We start from the raw sequence: 25,078 nt of genomic DNA, 5'->3' as shown, positions 1-25,078 counted from the left end.
TTTCGCTGTCCAACCCGACTAGTTCAACGGGCAGCGATGTTCAACTGGTCGGTGGAGCGGCGACGATCGAAGTCACGACGACGATCAACGACGACGAGGTCGCGACGTTCACATTGATTGGTGCGACATCGGTTGCCGAAGGTGCGACGGCGGCCTATCAGTTGAAGCTCGACGGGATGATGCAAGCAGGCGAGACCGCATCGGCGGACATCGCGATCAGCTTTCCAGGTGGAGCTCCGAGCAACGATCCAGCCGAAGTGGCTGACTTCACCAACGCGTTCTTGGCTGACGTTGATACCGCCATCGGCCTTTACAATGCCGCCGCGTCCAACGGTGACATGTACGGTCGTGTTGGCAATACGCTGACCTATACTCAAGGCAGTGTGGACGGCACGGTCAGCGATCTGACGATCAATTTGACCGTCAGCGAAGACGATGGTTCGCCAAGCAACAACTTGGTCGAGGGCCCTGAGGACTACACGCTGACATTGACCGCAGCCGCGATGCCGAGCACCACCGGTGCAACGGTTGTCGTGGGAGCGACCAACACCGTTACGACGACGATCAGCGATAATGATGTCGCGACATGGTCGCTGGTGGATGACAATTCTGTCGCGGGTCAAGTCAACGAGGGTGCCAATGCGACCTACGACTTGATTTTGGATGGTGAATTGCAGGCGGGCGAAGTGGCGGTCGTCCACCTTGACGTCACTTTCCCGAACGGAGCACTAAGCAATGACGCTGCCGAGGCGGCTGACTTTGACACGGCGTTGCTAACCGATGTTTTAAATTCGATCACAACGACCGCGGCAGGGTCGGGGACGTACACCGCGGCCTTGAGTGGCTCTACGGTGGTGATCACGTACACGCATGGTGGTTCCGCTGGGCCCGTCGACAAGTTGTTGTTAAGCGTCAACACCAGCGACGACAACATTGCATTGAATAATCTGGTCGAAGGTCCCGAAGACTTCACGCTGACGATCAGCGACTATGTTGGGCCGAGCACATCCGGTGCGGTGGATTCCGTCAGCCCGACGGAAGCCACTCTGACGACAACCATCGTGGACTTGGACACGGCAACGTTCACGTTGACTCAGCCGGCCGCTCAAGGCACCGCTGGTGTGGACGAAGGCGTCGATGCCAGCTACACGTTGACTCTGGATGGAAACTTGCAAGGCGGCGAGACGGCTTCGGTTGAGATCGATATCACGCTCAGTGGTGCCAACCCGGCCGAAACAGCGGACTTCACCGAGGCTTTCCTGCAAGACGTGGATGACGCGATTGCGTTGTACAACGGTCCGAGCGGCAGTTATGCCCGCGTTGGCAACGTGTTGACGTACACAAAGGGTGCTAGCGACGGCACGGTCGCCGATTTGACGATTTTGTTGCCAACCGTCGACGACGCGATTGTCGAAGGGCCCGAGACCTACTCGGTGGCAATCTCCAACGTGACGACGCCAAGCAGCACTGGTGCGACGATTGCATTGGGAGCCGATACAACCGCCACCACAATGATCAATGACAACGACACGGCGACCTTCCTGGTTGACAATGTCACCGTCAACGAAGCGGACGGCACGATGACTTTCACCGTGACGCTCAGCAACGCGATTGATATTGATGTCGATGTCAATGTCTCGTTCGCCGATGTTTCGGCGACTTCACCAGCCGATTACGACGGGGCGACGCAAACGCTGACGTTCTTGGCCAACGACGCGACGGCCAGTAATTTGACGCAAACGGTCACCGTTAGCGTCGTTGACGACGCGGTTGTCGAACCGAACGAAACTTTCACGGTTTCGTTGGCTGTGACCACCGCGATCGGTAGCCGTTCGGTCGACACGACCGACACCGGCACCGGAACGATTGTCAACGATGATGCCGAATTGTCGATTGCGGACGCTGGATCGCTGGACGAATTGAACGACACGCAAACGCAGACGTTCAACTTTGTCGTCACCCGAAGTGGTGACACCAGCAGCACCGCCAGTGCGGCTTACACCGTCAGCGGTGCGGACGTCGATGGACTTGACTTTGTCGGTGGCTCACTACCGAGTGGTACGGTCAATTTCCTAGCAGGAGAATCGACGGCGACGATCACCGTTTCGGTCGAAGGCGATAACGCCGTCGAAATGGACGAAGACTTCACGGTGACCTTGTCGGGTGCCTCGACGGGCACTCCAGGAGGCTCCATCACAATCACCGACGCTGAAGGGGATGCAACGATTGTCAATGATGACATTGACCTGAGCGTCGCGCCAGCGGCGGATGATTACGAAACCAACGACACGCAAACCCAAACGTTTGACTTCGTGGTGACTCGCTACGGTGACAAGACGGGTACCACCACGGCGACGTACAACGTCGTTGGCACAGGAACCAACCCAGCCGACGCGGCGGACTTCGGCGGCACGTTCCCAACGGGAACGGTCACGTTCAATCCGACCGAAACCACCGCAACGATCTCGATTACGTTTGCCGGTGACAACAATGTCGAATTGGACGAGAACTTCACGGTCAACTTGACCAGTCCTGCGGATGATCAAGCCAACCACATTGTCGAGTTCCGCCCTGATCCTTTGGCGACAGCTTCGCCAGTTGGCAGCGTTTCAGCGACGATCCTGAACGACGACATCGACTTGGAATTGATGGCTTCGCCGGAGACACCGCAGACCGAAGGCGATGCACCAGCGACGACCAGTTACACGTTCGAGGTGACTCGCGATGGCTTCATTGATGGATCGACTGAGGACACGACGGTCAACTGGGCGGTTACCGGTATCGGTGCAACACCTGCCGATGCAGCTGACTTTGTCCAGACAGGCACTGGCTCACCGGTCTTCCCAAGTGGAACCGTCACCTTTGGCCCCAACGACACGACGATGACCATCACCGTCGAAGTGAAGGGTGATTCGGTGGCCGAAGCTGACGAAGACTTCCGCATCACGCTGAGCGGTCAAGACAATGCTGACATCACGACGGTCGGTGGCACGTTGGAGCTGGTCAATGCCACCGAAGACGCTGTCATTTTGAACGACGATGTCGTCAACTTCTTGGTCACTGATGTGACCGTCAATGAAGGCGATCCGGCGGTTCCACCACCAACGGTGGCGACGTTTGAGGTAACGCTGGACAAGGCGGCTGACAAGATTGTTGAGGTCGTCGTCTCGACCGCTGACGGAACGGCAATCGCTGGTTCGGACTACACCGGCAAGACCGAAACACTGACGTTCTTGCCTGGTGAAACAAGTAAGGACTTCGAGGTTGACATCACTCGTGATCTCGATGTCGAACTAGACGAAACGTTCTTCGTCAATCTAACGGACGCCTCCTACGATGGAGTGGTTGGTGCACCGCAGGTGAACTTGACAACGCCAGACTCGGATCCTCAAGGCATCGGCACAATCAACAACGATGATGCGTTGATTGAATTCGATCAACCGGGCATCACGATCGGTTCGCTCAGCAACGAAGATGGAACCACCGGCAGCGGGCCTGTCCTGATCGTGACCGGTGACATCACGGGAACGTCGGTCGCTTCGCGAACGGTGACCTTCAGTATCACGGGTGGAACGGCCACTTTAGGAACCGACTACAACTTCACGGGTAGCATCGTGATTCCGGAAGGTGATTACAGCAGTAGCAACGGTGAATTCGACCTGACGCTCTACGACATGAATGGCGATCTGGCCGCGACCAGCGGTCTGCCTCCAGTCCTGGAAATCCTCAACGACAACATTTTGGAAGGACCTGAAACACTCAATATCGGTGGTCTCGGCTTAGGAACGACATTCCAAGGTGGCGACGTCAACCAGAACAGCTTCAATCAGTTCAACGCGGCGCACACGATTGCGGATGACGAAAGTGCCGTGATTCAAATTGTTGATACCACCGTTCTGGAGAGTGCAGCTCCCGGCACCGAAAACGTACCGGTCACACTAACGATCAACGGAACGGGCTCCGGCCCTGTCATGATCGCCCCCGGCGTGATGATCATTGCTGCCGTTGACGACAAGGGCGATGGCACCGCAACCAGCGGTGACGATTACGACACCTTCGTGGCTCAGAATGTCGTGTTTACCGCGGCAGACAGTCCACTTACAACCAACGTCGTCACCAAAAATGTGACGTTGAATACCAAAGCGGACACGATCGTCGAAGCCGATGAAACGGTGAACTTAGAGATCCTTCCGACCGGAATCACGACGATTCCTGGATCTCTGAATGTGACAGCCGCCGGTGGTACTGTGACGATCGAAGATGACGACACAGCGACTGTCTCGATCGTAGCGACGACCGATGCAGTTGAGCCAGGCACCAATGGGGTATTCACCGTTTCGCTGACGAATCCATCGAGTACCGACACGGTGATCAGCTACACGGTGACGGGTGATGCCAACACGGGCACGATCGGGAACACCGATTACACGCCTTTGAGCGGCACGGTGACGATTTCGGCTGGTGACACCACCGCGACGATCGACGTGGCTGTTCTGGATGACATGATTCTGGAAGACAATGAGACGGTAACGGTGACGTTGGACGCGATCACTGCTGGTGACACCGACATTTCGGTTGGTGCTGCCAACAGCGACACTGTGACGATTAGCGATGACGACACTGCTGAGGTGACAATCGCTGCCACGACGGCATCGGCGTCTGAGCCGAGCACTGACGGACAGTTTACGGTTGCGTTGAGCAAGGCTTCTGACACCGACACGGTGATCAGCTACACGGTGACGGGCGATGCCAACACGGGCACGATCGGGAACAACGATTACACGCCTTTGAGCGGCACGGTGACGATTTTGGCTGGTGACACCACCGCGACGATCGACGTGGCTGTTCTGGATGACATGATTCTGGAAGACAATGAGACGGTAACGGTGACGTTGGACGCGATCACTGCTGGTGACACCGACATTTCGGTTGGTGCTGCCAACAGCGACACTGTGACGATTAGCGATGACGACACTGCTGAGGTGACAATCGCTGCCACGACGGCATCGGCGTCTGAGCCGAGCACTGACGGACAGTTTACGGTTGCGTTGAGCAAGGCTTCTGACACCGACACGGTGATCAGCTACACGGTGACGGGCGATGCCAACACGGGCACGATCGGGAACAACGATTACACGCCTTTGAGCGGCACGGTGACGATTTTGGCTGGTGACACCACCGCGACGATCGACGTTGAGGTACTCGATGACAGCGTCGTTGAGGGCAGCGAGAGCGTCATCGTGACGTTGGACGCGATCACTGCTGGTGACGCCGACATTTCGGTTGGTGCTGCCAACAGCGACACTGTGACGATTAGCGATGACGACACTGCTGAGGTGACAATCGCTGCCACGACGGCATCGGCGTCTGAGCCGAGCACTGACGGACAGTTTACGGTTGCGTTGAGCAAGGCTTCTGACACCGACACGGTGATCAGCTACACGGTGACGGGCGATGCCAACACGGGCACGATCGGGAACAACGATTACACGCCTTTGAGCGGCACGGTGACGATTTTGGCTGGTGACACCACCGCGACGATCGACGTTGAGGTACTCGATGACAGCGTCGTTGAGGGCAGCGAGAGCGTCATCGTGACGTTGGACGCGATCACTGCTGGTGACGCCGACATTTCGGTTGGTGCTGCCAACAGCGACACGGTGACGATCAGCGATGATGACATGGCGACGATCTCGATTGCCAAGAATCAAGATGGTGCCGAGGGAGGAGACGACGGTATCTTTGATATCACGCTTTCGAATCCGGCGTCCACACCGACGACGATCAATATCACCTTGCCTTCTGGATTCCCAGCGATTGTCGCTCAAGAAGGTGCGGGACTCGATTACACACGTGCTGCCGTTGTGATTCCAGCTGGGGCAACGACCGGTCAGTTGGTTATCGATATCAACGACGACAACATCGTCGAGAACAGCGAGTTCGTGAACGCAATCGTGACAGGTAGCAGCAACCCGTTGATCACGCCGCATCCGATTAATAATTCGGCATCGTTGACGATCGCGGATAACGATGAAGCGGTGGTTGTGATCGTGCCAATTCAGGATGGAAACGAAACCGGTCCTCAGCCAGGTCTGTTCGAAATCCAGCTTGTTGACGCAACTGATCGCGTCACACCGGTCGTCGCATCCACCGACGTGTTGATCAACTTCAACATCGCCGGCACGGCGACCGAAGGTGGTATCAATGCGGACTTCCCTGCGATTAGTAACAACGAAACGATTACTGCGGGCAATTCGTCTCAGGGAATCACGCTGTCGACGATCGATGATACGCTCGTCGAAGGCACCGAAACGGTGGATATCAACTTGACGTCGCTGGGGGCCGGTACTGATCCACAGATCACCATCGCGGCAGCCGATGCGACGCTTCCAGACGATGCGGCGACGATCGATATCCTGGACAACGATGGCGGGGCGGTCATCAGTTTTGCGACACCGACTGTCACCGTTGATGAATCAGCCGGGACAGCAACGGTGACGCTGCAAATCAGTGCACCCGTGGCAGGGCCATTCAGCGTGGCCTATACCTTGGCCGATGGGACGGCAAACTTGGGCAGTGATTACACCAATGTGGGTGTATCCGGAGTCGCGACGTTCACGGGCGGATCGGCTTCCGAAACGGTCGATATCGTGATTCCGATCACGGATGACATGGCTTTAGAAGCCAGCGAAACATTCACGCTGACACTGGGTGCGATCACCGGTGCACCGGCCACGGTCACCGCTGCCGCCACACCGGCCACCGTGACAATCACTGACAACGACTCGCCTGCAACAGTTTCGGTCACCGATGTGACGTACAACGAGGCTGACGCAACGAAGACTGTTTCGGTCACGGTGGATAAAGCCGTGCAAGGTGGGTTCACAGTGGCCTATGACGCCAGCACCGGAACCGCCACGGCGGGAACCGACTACACCGCGGTTAGCGGCACATTGGACTTTGATGGGACCGCTGGTCAAACACTGACCTTTATTGTTCCTGTCAGCAACGACACCGATGTGGAAGGTGATGAAACAATCAACGTCACGTTGGGGGCCATCACCGGAACAACTCTGGCGGCCAACATCAACACGGTTGATGGTGTCGTGACCATCGCCAATGACGACATCGATTTGGACCTGACCCCGACGACGATCAGTCAAGCAGAGGGTGATTCCGGACCGACGACCTATACCTACACCGTGACTCGAACTGGGCTTGATACGGGAACATCGACAGCAGATTGGGCTGTCACGTTCACGGGCAGTGATCCAGCGGATGCAGCGGACATCAGCAGCCCGCTTACTGGAAGCGTTACTTTTGCACCCGGTGTGAACACTGCGACAATTGATGTCGATGTGGTCGGTGATCTCGACGTCGAGGGTGACGATGAATTCACCGTCACTCTCAGCAACCCTCTGGATACCGATCCGAACACGGATTCGATTGAGATCGTCAACGGCGTTGGTGTCGGAACGATCGTCAATGATGACGGAGCGACTGTCTCGGTTGCTGACGTCAGTGTCGACGAAGGCGGTGTTGCCACGGTCACTTTGAGTTTGGATCAAGCAGTCGCTGGCGGTTTGACCGTCAACTACTCCACCGCAGGTGGTACAGCGACCATCGTCGATGATTTCGCTGACGCTTCCGGATCTGTGACGTTCACTGGCACGGCTGGCGAGACCCAAACGTTCACGATTGTTACGGTGGCGGATTCGGATGTCGAAGGCGACGAGACAGTTCTTGTCACGCTTGACAGCGTGACTGGGACTCTTGCTGGTGATGTGACGCTGGGTGCACCGGCGACGGTCACGATTACGGACAATGACATCGACTTGACGTTGGGGGCTGCAACTCCATCTAGCCAAGACGAAGGTGACACAGGGACAAAGACGTACACGTTCACGGTCACACGAACGGGGCTTCTGACGGCACAAACCAATGTCGATTACGAAGTTGCCGGATTTGGTTCATCACCGGCCAATGCCGACGACTTTGGCGGCAGTTTCCCGATGGGAACGTTGAACTTTGGCACTGGGGTTAGTTCGCTTGACATCACAATCAACGTCTCGGGTGACAGCACCGTTGAGCCGAACGAAGACTTCGTCGTCACGCTTTCGAACGCCCAGCACATGGCGGCTCCTAGCACCACGGCGGCTGATTCGATCGACTTGATTGATAATGGTCAAACGGCCACAATCGTCAACGATGACACGACGAGCTTGACTGTCAGTGATCCAGTCATTCGCGAAACTTCTTCCGGCACCACAGTTGCTGAAGTGGTGGTGACCTTGGTTAATGATGTTCAGGGAGCCTTCACCGTGGACTACGCAACGGTTGATGGCACTGCTGTCGACGCCAGCGACTATGTTGCCGATTCCGGGACTCTGAACTTCGCTGGTACGGCGGGCGAAACCAAGACGATCTCGATCACCGTCAACGGTGATAGCGAAGTCGAAATGGACGAAGCGTTCAAGGTAGTCCTCAGTAACTTGAATGCTGCCGGTCTGGGAGTGATTACTACGACGCCGAGCTTTGATTTCTCAATTGTTGGTGACACGTTCACGGACACGGCGACCACACCGCCGGCTTCCGGCAACTTGCAGGTTCCGTTTGTCACCGGAGACGCCACGTTGTTGACCCTGGAAATGCTCGGGTCTGGGGGGACTCCAACGGGTACTCCGACCTTTAGCGAACCTGGATTGTTGATGGGGCAACACGCTGGCGGATTGTTTAGCCAAGGCTTTGACGCCATGGGCATCGACGAAGGCGTTGTTCTTTCGAGTGGCAGTGCCGACGCAGCGGTTGGCCCCAACACGGCAGGCGATAACTCTTCGGTCAACATTCCTGCCAACACTGAATTGGAATTCGAGATCGACTGGGGTGGGGGCGACCTAAACCTTGATTTTGTTTTTGCGACTGAAGAACAAACCGGTGCATCGCAAGAAGCTGACTTGTTCCAGATCTTCATCGATGGCGTCAAGAAGTACGAATTGTCTGCGTTGGACGCCAGCCTTTCTAATTCCACTGCAACTGGAAGCAGTCTGATGGAGTTTGATCGCTTCACCGATGTTTTGACTTTCAGCGAACCAAGTCTATCGGCAGCGACCCACCAAATTCGATTGGTGATCGTTCCTGGTGGATCTGGGGCGACTCTTGACAAAGACGATTCCGCCGTCTTCTTGCGAGCCGGCAGCCTAGGATTGCCTACTGCCTCACCAACGGCGGCACCGTTTGTAGTCACCAACACTTCCACCGGCGGCGTCGACATCACCGGCGTCTTCTTGGATCTGACCGGTGCCGGGTACGAATTTGATACCGATGGCTCGACAGGCGGAACGATCAGCTTACCGTTCTCTGCTTTGAGCGGCAGCGATGCGATCACCGGATTGACCGCCCCGACGTTGGCCGACAGCGACACTTCATTGACGCTCTCGTTCACTGACTTCGACAGCGGCGAAGTGTTCAGCTTCCAGGTCGATGTGGATGCCATTGGCGTGGATGGCGTGGTTTCGGCCAGCGATCTTATTGGTGCCACGTTGCTTGTCACGTTCAGCGATAGCTCGAACAGCGGCCCAATCTCGATTGTGGCTGGACCGGGACCGAATTCGGCGGTCGCTAGTTACACTGGCACACCGACTACGGGCGTGTCGCCAATCGATATCAGTGACGAAGGCAACGTCACGATCGAGAACGATGACATCGATTTGGAGTTGTTGGCGACAACCACACCTTCGCTCAATGAAGGTGACGTGGCCGGTGACGACACGACCTACACCTTCGAGGTCACTCGTGATGGCTTCATCACCGGTTCAGGCGAAGACACAACGGTTGAGTGGGCGATCGATTTCGGTGCTTCCGATGCGGACGCTTCCGACTTTGAAACCCCAACCTCCGGAACTTTGACCTTTGGTCCGACCGAAACCAGCAAGCTCATCACAATCAAGCTGGCGGAAGACACCACGGTTGAGTCTGATGAAGACTTCGTTGTCACGTTGACCAATCCAGCCAATGCGGACACTGATTCACCGCAAGATGGGTCGATTGATTTGGTCAACGATGTCGCATCGGCGACCATCGCCAATGACGACCAAGTTGCGATCGTCATCGACGATGTGACCGCAACTGAAGAAGCCGGCACGATGACATTCACGGTATCCTTGGACGAAGCCGTGGATGGCGACGTGGTTGTGGATCTTGCCACCGCCGATGGAACCACCATCGAAGCGATCACCGGTGCGGTTGGTGACAACGATTTCGACTTGTCCACAACGCAGGTGACCTTGAATGCTGGCAACAGCTACTCCGCATTGGTCACGGTGACCCTCAATGATGACTCGGTCGTGGAAGGTAACGAGACCTTCACCTTGGGTGTTAGTGGGATTACGGCAACGATCGTCGACACAAGCGACATCGACAGCTCCGACACCGGGTTGGGAACGATCACCAACACGGATACTTCGGAATTGTCTGTCAGTGCGAGCTTGCCCAACGCTGCGGAACCTGGCACGGACGGTGAGTTTACATTCTCATTGACGAATCCATCGTCAACCGACACCACGTTCACCTACAACATCAGCGGAACGGCGACTGCGGGTTCGGATTACGGTTCGCTCACCGGAACGGCAACGATCCCGGCTGGCGACCTGTTCGTCGAAGTGACCGTGGATGTCTTCGATGACAACATCATCGAACCCGATGAAACCGTGATCGTTGATCTCGATACGATCACGGTGGGTGCAATCGGCTTCATCGGCATCGATCCGGATGCTGCTGACCAGACGGCGACCGTGAACATTGATAGCGAAGACTTCGGTTACATCGTGGTTCGTCAATCGGACGTGACCGATGGATCCGAGAGCGGGCCAGTTGCAGGTGAGTTCGTCATCTCACTGAATTCGATGCCCGACGGTACCGGGGTGGACTTGACCAGCACTGAAGCGATAACGGTTCAGATTCAAAGCAGTGGCACCGCGACGGCGACGACAGACTTCACGTCGATTGCCGGAACGGCCACCATTGCGATTGGATCATCATCAACCGCGGTTTCGGTCAATGTCCTTGACGATGCTTTGGCGGAGGGAACGGAAACGGTCACGCTGACTGCGACCGCTCTTGTGATCACATCACCCGACTTCACATTGGGAACAGCGGATGCAGCGACCGTCAGTATCTTCGATAACGACAACGCTCCCGTCGCGACCGACGACACCTTGAGCATCGCCGAGAACAGTCCCAATACGACCAGTGTTGGATTCGTATCGGCGACCGACGCTGACTTGCCAGCCGACACGCTGACCTACGCGGTCACGGGCGGCACCGGCAGCACGGCATTTGCGGTCGACCCAGCCACCGGCGAAATCACAGTTGCCGACAGTGCTCAGCTCGATTTCGAAGGCCCGGTCAACCCATTCACTCTCGATGTGGAAGTGACCGACAGTGCTGGGAACTCTGATGCGGCGACTGTCACAATCAACCTGACGGATGAGCCTGATACGGCATCTGGGCCTCGAATCGCGAAAGTGATCGTAAATTCTACAGGTTGGACGGATATTGTCCGCGACGTGATTGATGGAGGCTACGACGGTGTCGCAATTGATACCAATGCTCCTGGCTACGTGATGCCAACGGGACCGGCGACTGGGACTATGCCAGGACAGACCACGACTTTGCCATGGACGACGCTGGACGAAGTTAAAGTTGTGTTCGACCAAAATGTGACTGGCATCGATGTATCAGACTTCAGTTTCTCGCTGGCTAGCTCTGAATACCTGATGGCAAATGGTGATGGATCATCGCCGATCCTTCCATCGATCAATAGCGTGTCTTATGACGCGAGTACATTTACAGCAACTTTGTCGTTGACCGGATTCTTTGAAGCTAACGCATTCGATTTAATCGTTAGTTCGTCCGGTGTTCAGGATGTGGCCGGCGGAAACGACTTGGATGGTGAGTGGGTCAACGAATCGGGAGCGATGGCCTCAGGTGATGGTGTTGCGGGGGGGGACTTCGAATTCCGTATCTTGACGCTTCCCGGCGACTTCGATGGTGCTGTGTTGGCCCAGGGACAGGTCACAGTTGCTCCGAGCGACTTCGCTGGAGCGGGAGCCCTCCAAAACAGTAACGAGTTAGCTTTTGAATTCATGGGAAGTGTGTTCGTGACTGCAAATTATGATCCGAGAGCTGACCTAGACGGTGACGGTATTATTGGACCAGCGGATACTGGCGTTATCAGAAACGAGCAGAATGCGATCTTGTTCCCGTTTGTTGCCCCATCGGCTATGTCGATTCAGGAAAGCTCGGCTGATGAAAACGATGAGTTGCAAGCGAAATCTAATGTGTTCGCTATAGAAGAAAAGTTCGTAGATAGCCAACTAAAAGAAGAATCTGTCATCGATGATGACTTAATCGATGCTTCCGAGGAGATTGCAGTTGAGGAAGAGACGGGTTTCGAATCCTATGTGGATGCGGTCGATGAAATCTTCGGGCTTTTGAAATGAATAGGGTTGATTCCCCCTGCAGGGGTATTAAATTGGGCGTGTTTTGTGCTTTGCGGATGCCTTCAGACTTACTTTACTTGATCGTTCTTGAGACAGTTTTTATGAAAAACAAAATGAAAATGATGCTGCCTGCTTTAGCAATACTGGTTTTGTCGGCAGGTGCCGCAGATGCTGCGATTACAATAAATATCGAAAGTGATCCGACTGTTTACACTGTCGGCGACTCTGTAACACTTCGGTTCAGTGCGGTTTCTGATAACTTAGTCAGTCCAGATGAGCTTGCTGGGTTTACATTGCCCATTGACGTTTCGCAAGCTTTTCCTCCAAGCGGCGGTGGAACCGGGCTGCCTACCGGAATTTCTATTTCGCCGGTAGCCGGTGATGCTGGTGATGGATTCGGAACTCCTGCCTTGAACTTTGCAGCTGTGCAAAATGGCATCAACGCATCAGATACGATTGCAAATTTCCTCACGTTATCTCCGATACCGTTGTCAACGGACGTTTTGAACCCTACCAATTTGTTTGATGTGACCTTTGGTATTGGGGCGGGTGCTGTGGAAGGTATCTATCAAGTCGATATTAATACCGCAGGTGCGCAGTTCGCGGTTAATCCGTCTACTGCAGTGACTGTTAATCCAGGTGTCTTCTTGGTTGGTCCTACAGCAGTCCCAGAGCCAAGTTCGCTACTGGCTCTTGGTGCAATCGGTGCTGGCGTTGCTTGGCGTCGTCGACGTTGTGCAGGGAAGGCCGTGGCGACTGCCTAGGTTCGGCAACGTCCGATCAATCCAGCTACAATGCCCGAGGGGATTTTCTCCTCGGGTTTTTTTGTGCGCGGGGGGACGACCGACAATGCCTGGTTGGAATGCAATGAATCGAAATCGACGGTTGTTCTCGGTGGTGATCGCAGCTTGCTTCTGGTTGGTTTCCAGCAGCGGCCACGCCGCGTTGACGTTGCACATCAACTACTCTGGCGACGCTCAATTGGAATCGGCTTTTCAGACCGCAGCAACGACCTGGGAAGGGTGGTTGACTGGTTATCAAGATGGGCTGATCAGCGTTGCCAGCCCCGACAGTTCGGCGATGGCCGGGGCCGTGCTGTCCGATGTTTACGTCAACGCGGTAACGGCACCCAACGATGGGCTGGGGGGAATCCTGGGCAGTGCCGGCCCGACGCAAGTTGCCCGAGATACGTCGAATTTTTGGTTGGCGACGGACGGGCAGATGACGTTCGATGAGGACGATTTGCTGGTTTTGTCTAGCTCGGAATTGGATTCATTGATCTTGCACGAGATGGCACACGCACTCGGGTTCGGGACGTTGTGGGGCCTGAACAATGTGGTCTCTGGATCGGAATTGACGGGCTTGGAGGCAACCGCTGCGTGGCAGTCCGAGTTCGGACAGACTGGTACGCCTGATATTGAGATGGACGGTGGTCCCGGAACCGCAGGCGGACATTGGAATGAGAATCTCGATGGATCAGGCCTGACCGGGATCACGGATTCATTGGGGCGCGACATGCGGGACGAGCTGATGACGGGTTGGCTGAACCCGAACTCGTTCATCAGTGAATTGACCTTGGCCTCCTTCCGAGACATCGGGTTCACGACAGCGAACGCTACCGCGGTGCCCGAGCCGGGAACCGGTGGAGTGCTGTCCGCAGGGCTGGTTGCGGCAATGGGATGGCGGCGACGTCGATCTCAAGCGATGAAGTGATTGAACGTGGTCTTGCTAACGCGGCGGGTTGTGACGGGACGACTCGCTTCTTGCGAAGCATCGGTTGGGTGCCACGTGGGACGTGGCCTACGGGGCGTGCTGGCACTTCGGGGGTGACGGAAAGCTTGTAGCTGGATTCGCCAAGAATTCGGTTCAGTCTGGAATCGAGCTGCCGAGAGCACGGAGGTGTTCTTGGTTGATGGTGAATTTCTGATTGAGTTCGGTTGGTTCTTTGTGAACTCGGTGCTCTCTGTGGCAAGAAGTGATTGGGAACGGCCTTGCTGACGCGGCGGGTTATGACGCTCGCTTGCTGCGCAAGCTTGGGGCGTCACCTGTCACAACCCGATACGTGAGTGAGGCTGCGTGTGGAGTGGCCTTGCTGACGCGGCGGGGTGTGATGGGATGGCTCGCTTCTTGCGAAGCATCGGTTGGGTGCCACGTGGGACGTGGCCTACGCGCGGAGCTGACGCGGCGGGTGATGACTCTCGCTTGCTGGGCAAGCAGCGTTTGGGCGTGTGCAAGTCACCTGTCATAACCCGAAACGTCAGTGAGGCTACGCGCGGAGTGCTCCTTGTTGATTCGGCAAATTGGGGGTGAATAGGGCTGGAGTCTGAATTCAGATGAGTCCGGCTGCGTCGCGAGTTGGAGTGGCCTTGCTGACGCGGCGGGTTATGACACTTGCTTGCTGCGCAAGCGGAGGTCGGGAGTGGGTGAACGCAGCTGTCATCACCCGAGACGTGAGTGAGGCGATCGGAGTTGATTCCGATGACGGTGGATGGAGTGAGTGACGGCCTGGTAGGATCGTTGCTTGGTTCGATCTTGTTTAGGGGGTTTTACAGGGATGGTGGAATGAATCGTTGGTCAATGCCGTTGATTGGTTGGTTGGCGGTTTGTTTCGGCGCGAGCCAGATTTTCTGGAACGCGACGGAAGCATCCGCTGCGGTGGTGACGACTCAGGAGACTGGGGTGGATTTGATCTTCCGCCAAGATTCTTTTGGGAGCAGCCCGATCGATATTCGGTTTGGCGAGGTCGTGACGATCGCCGATTCTGGATTGCTGAACTTTGATTCGGAAGCGGACTACTTTTCACTGTTCGATTACGCTCGCGATACTGTGGGCGATCTCAATTCTCAGTTGAATGTCTTCTACACCGACCAGATCACTTGGTGTGGCGGTGACATCCCAGCGGCGGTGGGTTGTGGGGCGGTCAATGGTTCGGTCTTGATTGTCGAATCGGACTTTGCCGCGGGAGCGTTCGGAGCTGAGTTGATTGCACATGAGATCGGCCACAACCTCAATCTGGGGCATACGAGTGGCGAGGGTTTAATGGGACCGCGGCTGAACAACGACACTACTTTGACGGCGGGCGAAGTGGCAACAATTTTCGAAAGCCGGTTTGTCCAGGCGGAACTCAGTGGTGCAAGGTTCATTCAGGTGACGCCGTATCTGATTCAGGCGTCCGCGGTTCCCGAGCCCGGAGCGGCTGGAATGCTGGTGGCAGGGCTGGCCGCTGGTATGGCGTGGCGGCGACGTTAGCCGTACGCGGTGAATTGATTGGGAGCGGCCTTGCTGACGCGGCGGGTTGGGACCCTTGCTTGCGATGGCTGCAGAGATCGGGCGTGGTGAAGCGACCAGTCATAACCCGATACGTGAGTGAGGCTGTGAAGTTCGTAGCCGGATTCACTTCAGTCTGGAATCGAGCTGCCGAGAGCACGGAGATGTTCTTGGTTGATGGTGAATTTCTGATTGAGTTCGGTTGGTTCTCTGTGAACTCGGTGCTCTCTGTGGCTAAAACGGATGCGGGGTGGCCTTGCTTACGCGGCGGGTTGTGACACTTGCTTGCGATGCAAGCAGAGATCGGGCGTGGAGATGCAACCTGTCACAACCCGAAACGTGAGTGAGGCTGCGTGTGGAGTGGCCTTGCTTACGCGGCGGGTTGTGATGGGGACGGCTCGCTTCTTGCGAAGCATCGGTTGGGTGCCACGTGGGACGTGGCCTACGGGTCTTGCTGGCACTTCGGGGTGTCATGGAAAGCTTGTAGCTGGATTCGCTCGAATTCCGATGCGCAAGTTGGTGGGATCCGAATTCTTGGCGAATCCGGCTACGGTGCGAGGGACCTTGCTGACGCGGCGGGTTATGACGCTCGCTTGCTGCGCGAGCTTCGGGGCGTGGCTAACGGGTAACAGCAAGCCGCGTTCGCGGCTTGGTTGAGCTAGAATGCGGGGGCTTCTTGCCTCTTGATGGGATTGTCTTGCGATGCGTTTTGGCGGTTGGGTTCGGTTTGGCTTGGTGGGTTTGTTGTGCGTGATAGGTGCTGGAAATGCATGGGAAGCTTCTGCGCAAGATGCAGCTGTGGCGGTGAAGGTGACTCCGGAGGTTTCGCTGGATGATGCGGCTTTGCTGACGCGGGTTCGGGACGGGATCATTGCCAAGGCGGCTTCGGCGGAAGCCGGTTCCAAGGAGAACAGTCTGGGGGATGACGGGATCATTGCCGGGAAGATGCAGGACTATCGGGAGACGATTCCGAAGTCGGGGGTGGAGTTTGAGTTGGTCGCGATACCGGGTGGTGAGTTCTTGATGGGCAGCCCGGAAGATGAGGCCGATCGACTGGAGGATGAAGGGCCGCGGAGGAAGGTGAAGGTCTCGTCGTTTTGGATGGGCAAACACGAGGTGACTTGGGATGAGTACGAGCCGTTCATGATGACGGAGGTCCGCCGCGAAAAGCATGGTGGATGGACGGATTTTGACCCGGCAACCCACGATGCGGTCGATGGGGTCAGTCAGCCGACGCCGCCCTACACCGAGATGAGCTTTGGGATGGGGCAATCGGGCTACCCCGCCGTCTGCATGACGCAGCACTCAGCGAACAAATTCTGCCAGTGGCTGAGTGCTCAGACCGGTCACTTCTATCGACTGCCGACGGAAGCCGAATGGGAGTATGCCTGTCGGGCTGGTACGACGTCCGCGTACTCTTTCGGCGATGGCGATTTGGATGAGTACGGTTGGTACTACGACAACAGCAACGACAAGTACCAGAAGGTCGGCACGAAGAAGCCGAACCCGTGGGGGCTGCATGACATGCACGGCAATGTATCGGAGTGGACCGCAGACGCTTACGGGGAGTCTTATCCGGTGCCGGAAGATGGCGGTGTGTTGATCAACCCCTGGACGGTGCCGGAGCGGTTGTATCCGCGAGTGGTTCGTGGTGGCAGTTGGTTCGATGATCCGGATCGGCTGCGGTCAGCGGCGCGGCTTGGTAGCTCAGAAGATTGGAAGCAACAGGATCCGCAGTTGCCGAAGAGCTTGTGGTATCACACCGATGCGTCGTGGGTTGGGTTCCGTGTGGTGCGGCCGGCGGAGATTCCGACGCTGGCGGAGATGGATGCGTATTGGAACAGTGCGAGGGGGAAGCGGTAACATCGCGATGAAGTAGCCGGATTCGCCAAGAATTCGGAGGGACGAGTTGAGTGTTGGGTCCGGTTGGTTGATTGGAAAAGTGAAATTGTAAATTGACAATTTTAAAATGCGGATGAGCGTGGGGAGACGTTGGTTGATTGGCGTTGCCAATCGTTCCAAGTCGGTCGGCGGATTCCGGGTGGTCCTTTGCTGACGCGGCGGGTTGTGTAGGCCAGGTTGGACCTGGCGGGGTGATTGGATGGAGCGCGTTGAAACTTGCGGTGGTGTTTGGACGCCTCGCTTCTGCGAAGCATCGGTTGGGATGCCATGTGGAACATGGCCTACGGGCTACCGGAGTGGCCTTGCTTACGCGGCGGGTTGTGACTTTGCAATTGGTCCGAATTCTTGGCGAATCCGGCTACGGGAGGAGGGATGGTGAGAGAGACGTGTGTCAGACGTCTTCGTAGTCGTCGTCCTCGTATTCTTCTTCGTCGTATTCTTCTTCGTCGTAGACCTCTTCTTCCTCTTCCTCGTCTTCGTACTCCTCTTCGGCTTCGGTTTGCGAGGAGGCTTTGGGGGCAGCGGTGGCGGTGGTTCCGCCGGAGTCGTCGGTGATGCCCTGCATCGCGTTCCACTGTTCCATCGTCAGCAAGACTTCGCGTGACTTGGAACCGTTGTATTGGCCGACGATGCCGTCTTCGGCCATGTAGTCAACCAACCGCGCGGCGCGCCCATAGCCAATCCCGAGGCAACGTTGGATCAGCGACAACGATCCGCGGCCTTCGCGAATCACGACTTCGATTGCGGACTCGTACAACTCGTCTCGCTTGCGAAGTTTGTCGACGTCCATCTCCGATGCGTCGCCCTCTTCATCGTTGATCTTTAGGTTCATCAGCTCGCCGACGAATTGTTGTTCGCCGCCACTGCTGCAGTGGTCGCACACACGATCGATCTCAGCGTCGGACAAGTAAGTCCCCTGCCCTCGAATCAGCGTGCTGGTACCGGGCCACAGAAACAACATGTCACCGTTGCCGAGCAGTTTGTCGGCACCGTTCTCGTCGAGAACAACGCGGCTGTCCGTTTTGCTGGCGACCTGGAAACTCAGACGCGCGGGCAAGTTCGATTTGATCAGACCCGTGATGACGTCGACGGTTGGCTTTTGCGTTGCCAGGATCAAGTGGATTCCGACCGCACGACTCTTTTGAGCCAAACGGATGATGTGCGTTTCGACTTCCTTGCCGGCCGTCATCATCAAGTCAGCCATTTCGTCGGCGATGATGACGATGAAGGGAAGCTTGTCCGGCACGTCCGTGGTTTCGTCGTCCTCATCGACTTCCAAACGACGCAGGACTTCATCGCGGCCCAGGTCATTGAAGCTGTTGATGTGACGTACGCCGGCTTTGGCGAGAAGCGAGTAACGCTCTTCCATCTTTTCAACCGCCCAGCCGAGGATGGCTTCGGCCTTCTTCATGTCCGTGATGACGGGGTGCATCAAGTGAGGCAATCGGCCGTAACCTGACAACTCGACCATCTTGGGGTCGATCATCAGCATGCGGACTTCGTCAGGCCGGCAGCACATCAGGATGCTGCTGATGATCGCGTTCAAACAGACCGATTTACCGGTACCGGTTCGACCTGCGATCAACAGGTGAGGCATCTTGGCCAAGTCGACTGGCATCGGTTCGCCGGAGACATCTTTGCCCAAGAAGACTGGGATGTTCATCTTCGAAATCCGCGAATCGGATTCTTCGATCACATCCCGAAGCCGAACGACTTGTCGGATCTCGTTGGGGACTTCGATGCCGACGGTGTTCTTGCCGGGGATCGGGGCGACGACGCGAACGCTGGGGACTCGAAGTGCGATGGCGAGGTCATCGGCGAGCGCGGTGATTTTGTTCAGCCGCAGACCGCTCTCAAGTTCCAGTTCATACTGCGCGATGACCGGACCAATTTCGACGTTGGTGACGGTGACATTGAAGCCAAAGCTGCGAATGGTTTGTTGCAGCATCGCGCTCTTTTGCAGCGCCTCGGCGTGCTGTTCTTCGTAGTCAAACCCGTCGCTCCCTTCCAACAATTCCAGGCTAGGCAAATGGTACTCCGAGATGCCTTCGGGAGCACCTTCTTGGACGGAGTCATAGAGTTCTTGTTTGGCGTCTTTCTTTTTGGGCATCTTGATGGTCGGCGATGGGCTTTCGTCGTGCGCGGAATCGTTGCGCAGCGTCGTCGGTTCACCTTCGACTTCCAAGTCTCGCGTGGGAGCTTCTTCTTCCTCCTCTTCCCATTCCTCGTACTCGTATTCTTCTTCGAGTTCCTCGGGAGCTTCCTTCGACTTCTTGAGGCTGGTGCCGATTCCGGCCGCAGCAGCCAAACCGGCGGCGCCGAGCTTGGCGACTTTCGCGAGCCCGTTGGCGGGTGCGGCCTCTTCCGCGTCTTCGGTTTCGTCTTCCGCTGCCGCTTCGCGTTCTTTGGGTTTGCGCAGCTTGATCGTTGGTCCGCTCTCGGCTGGTTCCGGCGGATCGATGCGGCCACCGTTTGGATCCAGCGATGCATCGGATTCATCGCCGTCGATCAAGATGGGTCCGTCGAGGTCGCTGAATGGTTGTCGTCGGCGTCGAAGCGTGACGGGCATCGCCTTGGCTGCTTTCGCAAAACCTCGACGTGAAACTTTGGCACCACCGAACAGCACAGTTCGTCCGGCATAGACCAACATGTAGTCCGTCGTCAGCAACAGCCCGACGGACAGCACCGTCAGGGTGAGGATCCAAGAGCCGACGGGGTGAAAGTGTTGCAGCAGGAACGTCGAGGTCATCGCACCGAGGTAGCCGCCGTTTCCGACGACGGGCATGCCGTTCAGTTCGATGTCGGTCATGGCGGCGGCGGTGGTCACGGCGAGCAAGGTGATGCAGCCACCGAGCGAACGCAGGACGGGCGCATTCATGTGACCGCGAATCAACAAGGCGGTCGCGATGCCTCCGCCGGCCGAGATCACCAGGGACGATCCAATGCCAACGGCGCTGAGCAGCATTGAGGAGATCAGTGCGCCGAGCGAACCGCATGCGTTTTGGACGACGTCGTTGGCGGGGTAAACGGCCAGGTCAGGCGTGAAGAATTGGTTGAGCGGCCAGAACGGCGTGGGGACCGGATCGGCGGGGTCGTGCGTCAACACGGAAACCAGCGTCAACGCCGTCAACGCGACCAGCAGGAGTGCTGGGACATCGCGCCGAATGTCCACCGCGCGTGGCGGGGCGGATTCGTCGGCGTCAGCATTGGCTGTCGTCGTTGACATGGCGTTGGGGTGAAAAGGGCCGGAGTGTGAAATGAAGCGAGTTGTGGGGACGCGATTGGGTCTGAGGGCCTTGCTGACGCGGCGGGTTGTGATTGACTTCCGAATTCTTGGCGAATCCGGCTACGCGAGGGGGCAACTTGGGCGCATCTACCCTCTTTCATCGACAGTCTGGCAAGGTGCCCTACAACTCGACCGCGGCGAGCGTCATAATCGCTCGTTTTCCCCATCGCATCACATTTGGATGCCCACGACCTCGTGGGAACGAAAACGGCATGTTTGACGACAAAATCGGCGACCTCGGAGTGACCTTCGACGATGTCCTGTTGCAACCTCGATACAGCGAGGTCGTGCCCAGCGAGGTGGACGTCAGCAGCCAGATGACCCAGAGAATTCGGCTGCAGATCCCGCTGATTTCGTCTCCGATGGACACGGTGACCGAGTCCGAAATGGCGATCGCCCTGGCGAAAGAGGGCGGTTTGGGCATTGTGCACAAGAATCTGTCAGTTCGACGACAGACCGAAGAGGTCCTGAAGGTCAAACGCTCGGCCAACGGGATCATCGTCAACCCGGTGACCCTGAACCCCGCGCAAAAGGTCAGCGCGGCGGCGGAGTTGATGGACCGGGCAAACGTCTCCGGCATCCCGATTGTGCAGGACGATCGCACTTTGGCGGGAATTTTAACGCGGCGTGATCTGAGGTTCTTGGAAGACCCCGACATGCCCATTTCCCAGGTGATGACGCGTGAAAACTTGGTCACGGCGGTTGGGAATGTAACGCTTGCGCAAGCTGAGAAGATTTTAACGGAAAAAAGGGTCGAGAAACTTCTCCTGATTGACGAAGAAAGAAAACTGACGGGGTTAATCACGATTCGCGACATCGACATGATGAAGCGTTACCCGCGGGCCTGCAAAGATCCGCAGGGACGACTTCGGGTCGGAGCCGCGATTGGCGTGGGTGACTATGAACGAGCGGAAAGCTTGATCGGCAAAGGTGTCGACGTGCTGGTGGTCGACTCGGCTCATGGTCACAGCCGGAATGTGATTGAGACCGTTCGAGAGATTAAGAAGAACAAGTCATGGGACATTGATGTCGTAGCGGGGAACGTCGCAACGGCCGAGGGCGCAGCAGATTTGATTGCGGCCGGAGCTGACGCGGTGAAGGTTGGCATCGGTCCGGGATCGATTTGCACCACACGGGTGATCAGTGGCATTGGAGTGCCTCAGGTCACTGCGATTTTAAGTGCGGTGAAGGTCGCTCAAGAGAAGAACATTCCTGTTATCGGTGACGGAGGAATCCGTTTCAGCGGTGACATCACCAAAGCAATCGCCGCTGGGGCGAGCACCGTGATGATCGGCAGTTTGTTTGCCGGTTTAGCGGAGAGTCCTGGCAAGATGATTTTGTACCAAGGTCGTACTTTCAAGGCGTACCGTGGGATGGGATCGATGGGTGCGATGGTGAAGGGAAGCAGTGATCGGTATCGCCAAAAAGGCACCGAGGCGGGCAAGCTTGTCCCCGAAGGTGTCGAAGGACGCGTGCCGTTCAAAGGCCCGCTCAGTGATTACGCCTACCAGTTGGTCGGTGGTTTGCGTGCGGGCATGGGATATGTCGGTACACGGACGATCGAAGAACTCCGCCGGGACGCGAAATTCATTCGCGTGTCGGCCGCTACGGTGAGGGAGAACCACCCGCATGACATTGCGATCACACAAGAAGCGCCCAACTACAGTCCCGATGTTCATTCGGGCGACGCCGGTTGAGGCAAACGTTCCGACGACCATCCGCTTGAGCTCTTTGCCAGGCCGGTTGGTCCGCCGACGATGGTTGGCCGCTTGCATCGCGGCCGGTTTCAGCGTCGGTGCTCTTGCCGCCAGCTCGGCGGTGTTGGCCCAGGACAGCTTTGGGCCGACTCGCGTGAACCCAACCACGCACCCTCTTTCGGCGAACACTTCGCCGGCTCCGGCGCAACCGGCTGGTCAACCAATCCCGCGGATGCGAACCGCGGATCTGATGCAAACTCAACCGAACCAGCCCGCGACTTCGCAAGAGTCACCGATGCGTCGTCCGGGTTGGGATTTGCAATGGCGAAAGAGCCCGCAGATCGCATCGGAAGAAGCCGCTCGGATCAGCAACGCTGCGTTCCAAGAGACTTCGCCAGAGCAACACGAGACATCATTCCAGCAATCGGTCGCCCACGCACAACCGATGCAGCAAGGAGCGAACGCTCCAGCGAACCAAGCTGGCTCCGCAGTGATTGTTGTGTCAGGAACAAGCCGACGCAGCCAAGACGCCGCTGCCAACTCGATCCATCCTGCTGCGTTCCTGCAGCAGCCCGGATCGGGATTTGGTTTGCCTGAGTTCGATGCCGCACCGCCAGCCGACTCGCAACCGATTTCGCCTCCATCGTCGAGCGGATTCGGCATGCCCGATGGCAATGGTGCCGCCAGCGGAACCCGTCCGAACTGGAACGCCAACCCGTTTCGCGATCAGCCGGGAGCCAATCCGGGCAACGCTGGCAACGGACTCAACTCACCCGTTGAGATGGTGCCCCCGGGCTTGGAAGAGTTGCCTTCGCCGGGCTTGGACTCGCCCAATGTGACACCTGATACGTTTGGCCAGCCTGACGCACTGGGGCAGCCGGACTCGGGTTCGTCGATTCGTGATATGTTGCAAGATGAATCCAATTTGCCGCAGCAGCCACCGGAACCAGAAACGCAGCCTTCTCCTTCGGACCGGTTCGAATCCAATCCGTTTGATCGCCGTGATGAAGAAGAACGGGTGAAGGATGAGTTGGACCGGCTCGAGTTGGAAGCTCAAGAAGATGGCCGTTTGCGTCCGCAAGCAGATCGCGACGACGCTGCGATCATGGGCGACGATGATGGTCCGAGCCGCCGGGCCAGCGGGTTGTCATGCGATGACTTCCGGTCTCGCATCGCCGCTCAGACGATCGATCAAGTGTCGTTGGATATCAGCCCACCGTATCGTCCCGATGTGATCGACGAAGACGAATACGTGAAGCTGAAAGAACGCTTTGACGAGCGTCAAGAATCACGGACTTGGCGAAGCATCGATGGTCGTCCGATGGGCACCGGTCGCTTGGTAGATCTGGCTTATGAGAAGGCTGTGATCGTGACCGAGTTTGGTGCTCGCGAGGAGTTGTCGATCAACCGGCTGAGCGAAGCCGACTTGGGATTCATTTCCGAGAACTGGGGATTGCCGACCGAGTGCTTGTTGGAACAAGTCGCTTTCACTCCGCGTCGTTGGAAACCGACGACCGTGGTTTGGGCCGCGTCGAACTTGTGTCACAAACCGTTGTACTTCGAAGAAGTCAACTTGGAACGCTACGGTCACACCGCGGGTCCAGTGCTTCAACCGGTTTTGTCCTCAGCACACTTCTTCGCGAACATCGCTGTGCTGCCGTACAAGATGGGTGTGCACTCGCCGCATGAATGCCAGTATGCATTGGGCTACTACCGTCCTGGCAACTGTGCTCCGTGGATCATCCCACCAGTGCCATTGAGCCTGAAGGGTGCTTGGTACCAAGCCGCCGCGGTGACTGGCACGGCACTGCTGGTTCCTTGATGAAGATTGCGGAGTGGCCTTGCTAACGCGGCGGGTTATGAATGTTGCTTGCTAGGCGAGCACGTGATTCTGGCGACGGTGAGTTGCCCGTCATAACCCGACACATCAGTGAGGCCGAGGCGAGTTTTCTGTAGCCGGATTCGCCAAGAATTCGGTTGGGGCGGTCGGGTTAGCCACAGAGATCACGGAGTACACAGAGGTGGGCTCTGGGCTTCGTAGGTCGACAACGGACTCTTCCTGTACTCGGTGAGCTCGGTGAGCTCTGTGTCCTCGGTGGCAGAAATCTTTCGGTGGATTGATGGTGGGCTTGGACGGCTCGCTTCTTTCGAAGCATCGGTTGGGGTGCCATGTGAGACATGGCCTACGGGGCTTGCTAGCCAATGCGGCGGACGAATCAGCCGCACGGCCTTAGCCGCGGTTCTCTCTGCCACAAAATCGCGGCTAACGCCGGACGGCTGATTTTGGTTTTGGTGATCTCGACGAAATCTGCATCGCGTGAATGTTGCGGGGTGTGATTTGGGAGGGGCCGAATTCTTGCGAATGCGGCTGCTGTGGGATTGGTCTGCGATGCTGCGGGAATTGCAGCCCTTTCAATGAAAGAAAA

The 25,078-nt window shown here is 56.9% G+C and carries 9 protein-coding genes; 7 read left to right on the top strand and 2 right to left on the bottom strand.

Going from position 1 to position 25,078, the window contains the following annotated elements; all coding sequences use genetic code 11:
* Nucleotides 1-113 precede the first annotated feature (113 nt).
* The 5 genes from CEE69_RS20375 to CEE69_RS20345 all read left to right on the top strand — a co-directional run bounded on the left by CEE69_RS20375 (nt 114) and on the right by CEE69_RS20345 (nt 17,630).
* On the top strand, nt 114-12,500 hold the full coding sequence (locus tag CEE69_RS20375; protein WP_233215462.1) for a beta strand repeat-containing protein: 12,387 nt from the start codon (nt 114-116) through the stop codon (nt 12,498-12,500).
* A gap of 38 nt (nt 12,501-12,538) precedes the next feature.
* Nucleotides 12,539-13,264, top strand: coding sequence for a PEP-CTERM sorting domain-containing protein (locus CEE69_RS20370; RefSeq protein WP_158231052.1), 726 nt, complete (start codon nt 12,539-12,541; stop codon nt 13,262-13,264).
* Nucleotides 13,265-13,367: 103 nt separating this feature from the next.
* The gene (locus CEE69_RS20365; protein WP_099262439.1) at nt 13,368-14,213 is read left to right on the top strand and encodes a leishmanolysin-related zinc metalloendopeptidase; all 846 of its coding nucleotides are present in this window, start codon (nt 13,368-13,370) and stop codon (nt 14,211-14,213) included.
* An 849-nt stretch (nt 14,214-15,062) separates the two neighbouring features.
* Complete coding sequence (locus tag CEE69_RS20360) at nt 15,063-15,749, top strand: PEP-CTERM sorting domain-containing protein (RefSeq protein ID WP_099262438.1); 687 nt, start codon at nt 15,063-15,065, stop codon at nt 15,747-15,749.
* 720 nt (nt 15,750-16,469) lie between these two features.
* Complete coding sequence (locus CEE69_RS20345) at nt 16,470-17,630, top strand: formylglycine-generating enzyme family protein (protein WP_099262435.1); 1,161 nt, start codon at nt 16,470-16,472, stop codon at nt 17,628-17,630.
* A gap of 101 nt (nt 17,631-17,731) precedes the next feature.
* Here CEE69_RS20345 and CEE69_RS33705 read toward each other — a convergent pair whose 3' ends face one another.
* Nucleotides 17,732-17,923: a DUF1589 domain-containing protein gene (locus CEE69_RS33705; RefSeq protein WP_158231051.1), complete on the bottom strand. Its 192-nt coding sequence runs from the start codon at nt 17,921-17,923 to the stop codon at nt 17,732-17,734.
* A gap of 137 nt (nt 17,924-18,060) precedes the next feature.
* Nucleotides 18,061-20,895, bottom strand: a complete 2,835-nt coding sequence (locus CEE69_RS20340; protein WP_099262434.1) for an FtsK/SpoIIIE family DNA translocase — start codon at nt 20,893-20,895, stop codon at nt 18,061-18,063.
* Nucleotides 20,896-21,167: 272 nt separating this feature from the next.
* Here CEE69_RS20340 and guaB point away from each other — a divergent pair, with 272 nt between their 5' ends.
* Nucleotides 21,168-22,652, top strand: coding sequence for an IMP dehydrogenase (gene guaB / locus CEE69_RS20335; protein WP_008657610.1), 1,485 nt, complete (start codon nt 21,168-21,170; stop codon nt 22,650-22,652).
* Nucleotides 22,627-24,474, top strand: coding sequence for a hypothetical protein (locus CEE69_RS20330; RefSeq protein WP_099262433.1), 1,848 nt, complete (start codon nt 22,627-22,629; stop codon nt 24,472-24,474). The genes guaB and CEE69_RS20330 overlap by 26 nt, the downstream gene beginning before the upstream one ends.
* Nucleotides 24,475-25,078: the final 604 nt, after the last annotated feature.

The organism is Rhodopirellula bahusiensis (assembly GCF_002727185.1).
In the GTDB taxonomy this organism is placed as follows: domain Bacteria; phylum Planctomycetota; class Planctomycetia; order Pirellulales; family Pirellulaceae; genus Rhodopirellula; species Rhodopirellula bahusiensis.
This window is presented reverse-complemented; position numbering and strand designations above follow the sequence as displayed.

Bases quoted from the DNA above. Each gene is read 5' to 3' on its own strand.
- CEE69_RS20330 (WP_099262433.1), top strand. From the start codon at position 22,627: ATGTTCATTCGGGCGACGCCGGTTGAGGCAAACGTTCCGACGACCATC.
- CEE69_RS20365 (WP_099262439.1), top strand. From the start codon at position 13,368: ATGAATCGAAATCGACGGTTGTTCTCGGTGGTGATCGCAGCTTGCTTC.
- CEE69_RS33705 (WP_158231051.1), bottom strand. From the start codon at position 17,923: ATGCTTCGCAGAAGCGAGGCGTCCAAACACCACCGCAAGTTTCAACGC.
- guaB (WP_008657610.1), top strand. From the start codon at position 21,168: ATGTTTGACGACAAAATCGGCGACCTCGGAGTGACCTTCGACGATGTC.
- CEE69_RS20345 (WP_099262435.1), top strand. From the start codon at position 16,470: ATGCGTTTTGGCGGTTGGGTTCGGTTTGGCTTGGTGGGTTTGTTGTGC.
- CEE69_RS20340 (WP_099262434.1), bottom strand. From the start codon at position 20,895: ATGTCAACGACGACAGCCAATGCTGACGCCGACGAATCCGCCCCGCCA.
- CEE69_RS20360 (WP_099262438.1), top strand. From the start codon at position 15,063: ATGAATCGTTGGTCAATGCCGTTGATTGGTTGGTTGGCGGTTTGTTTC.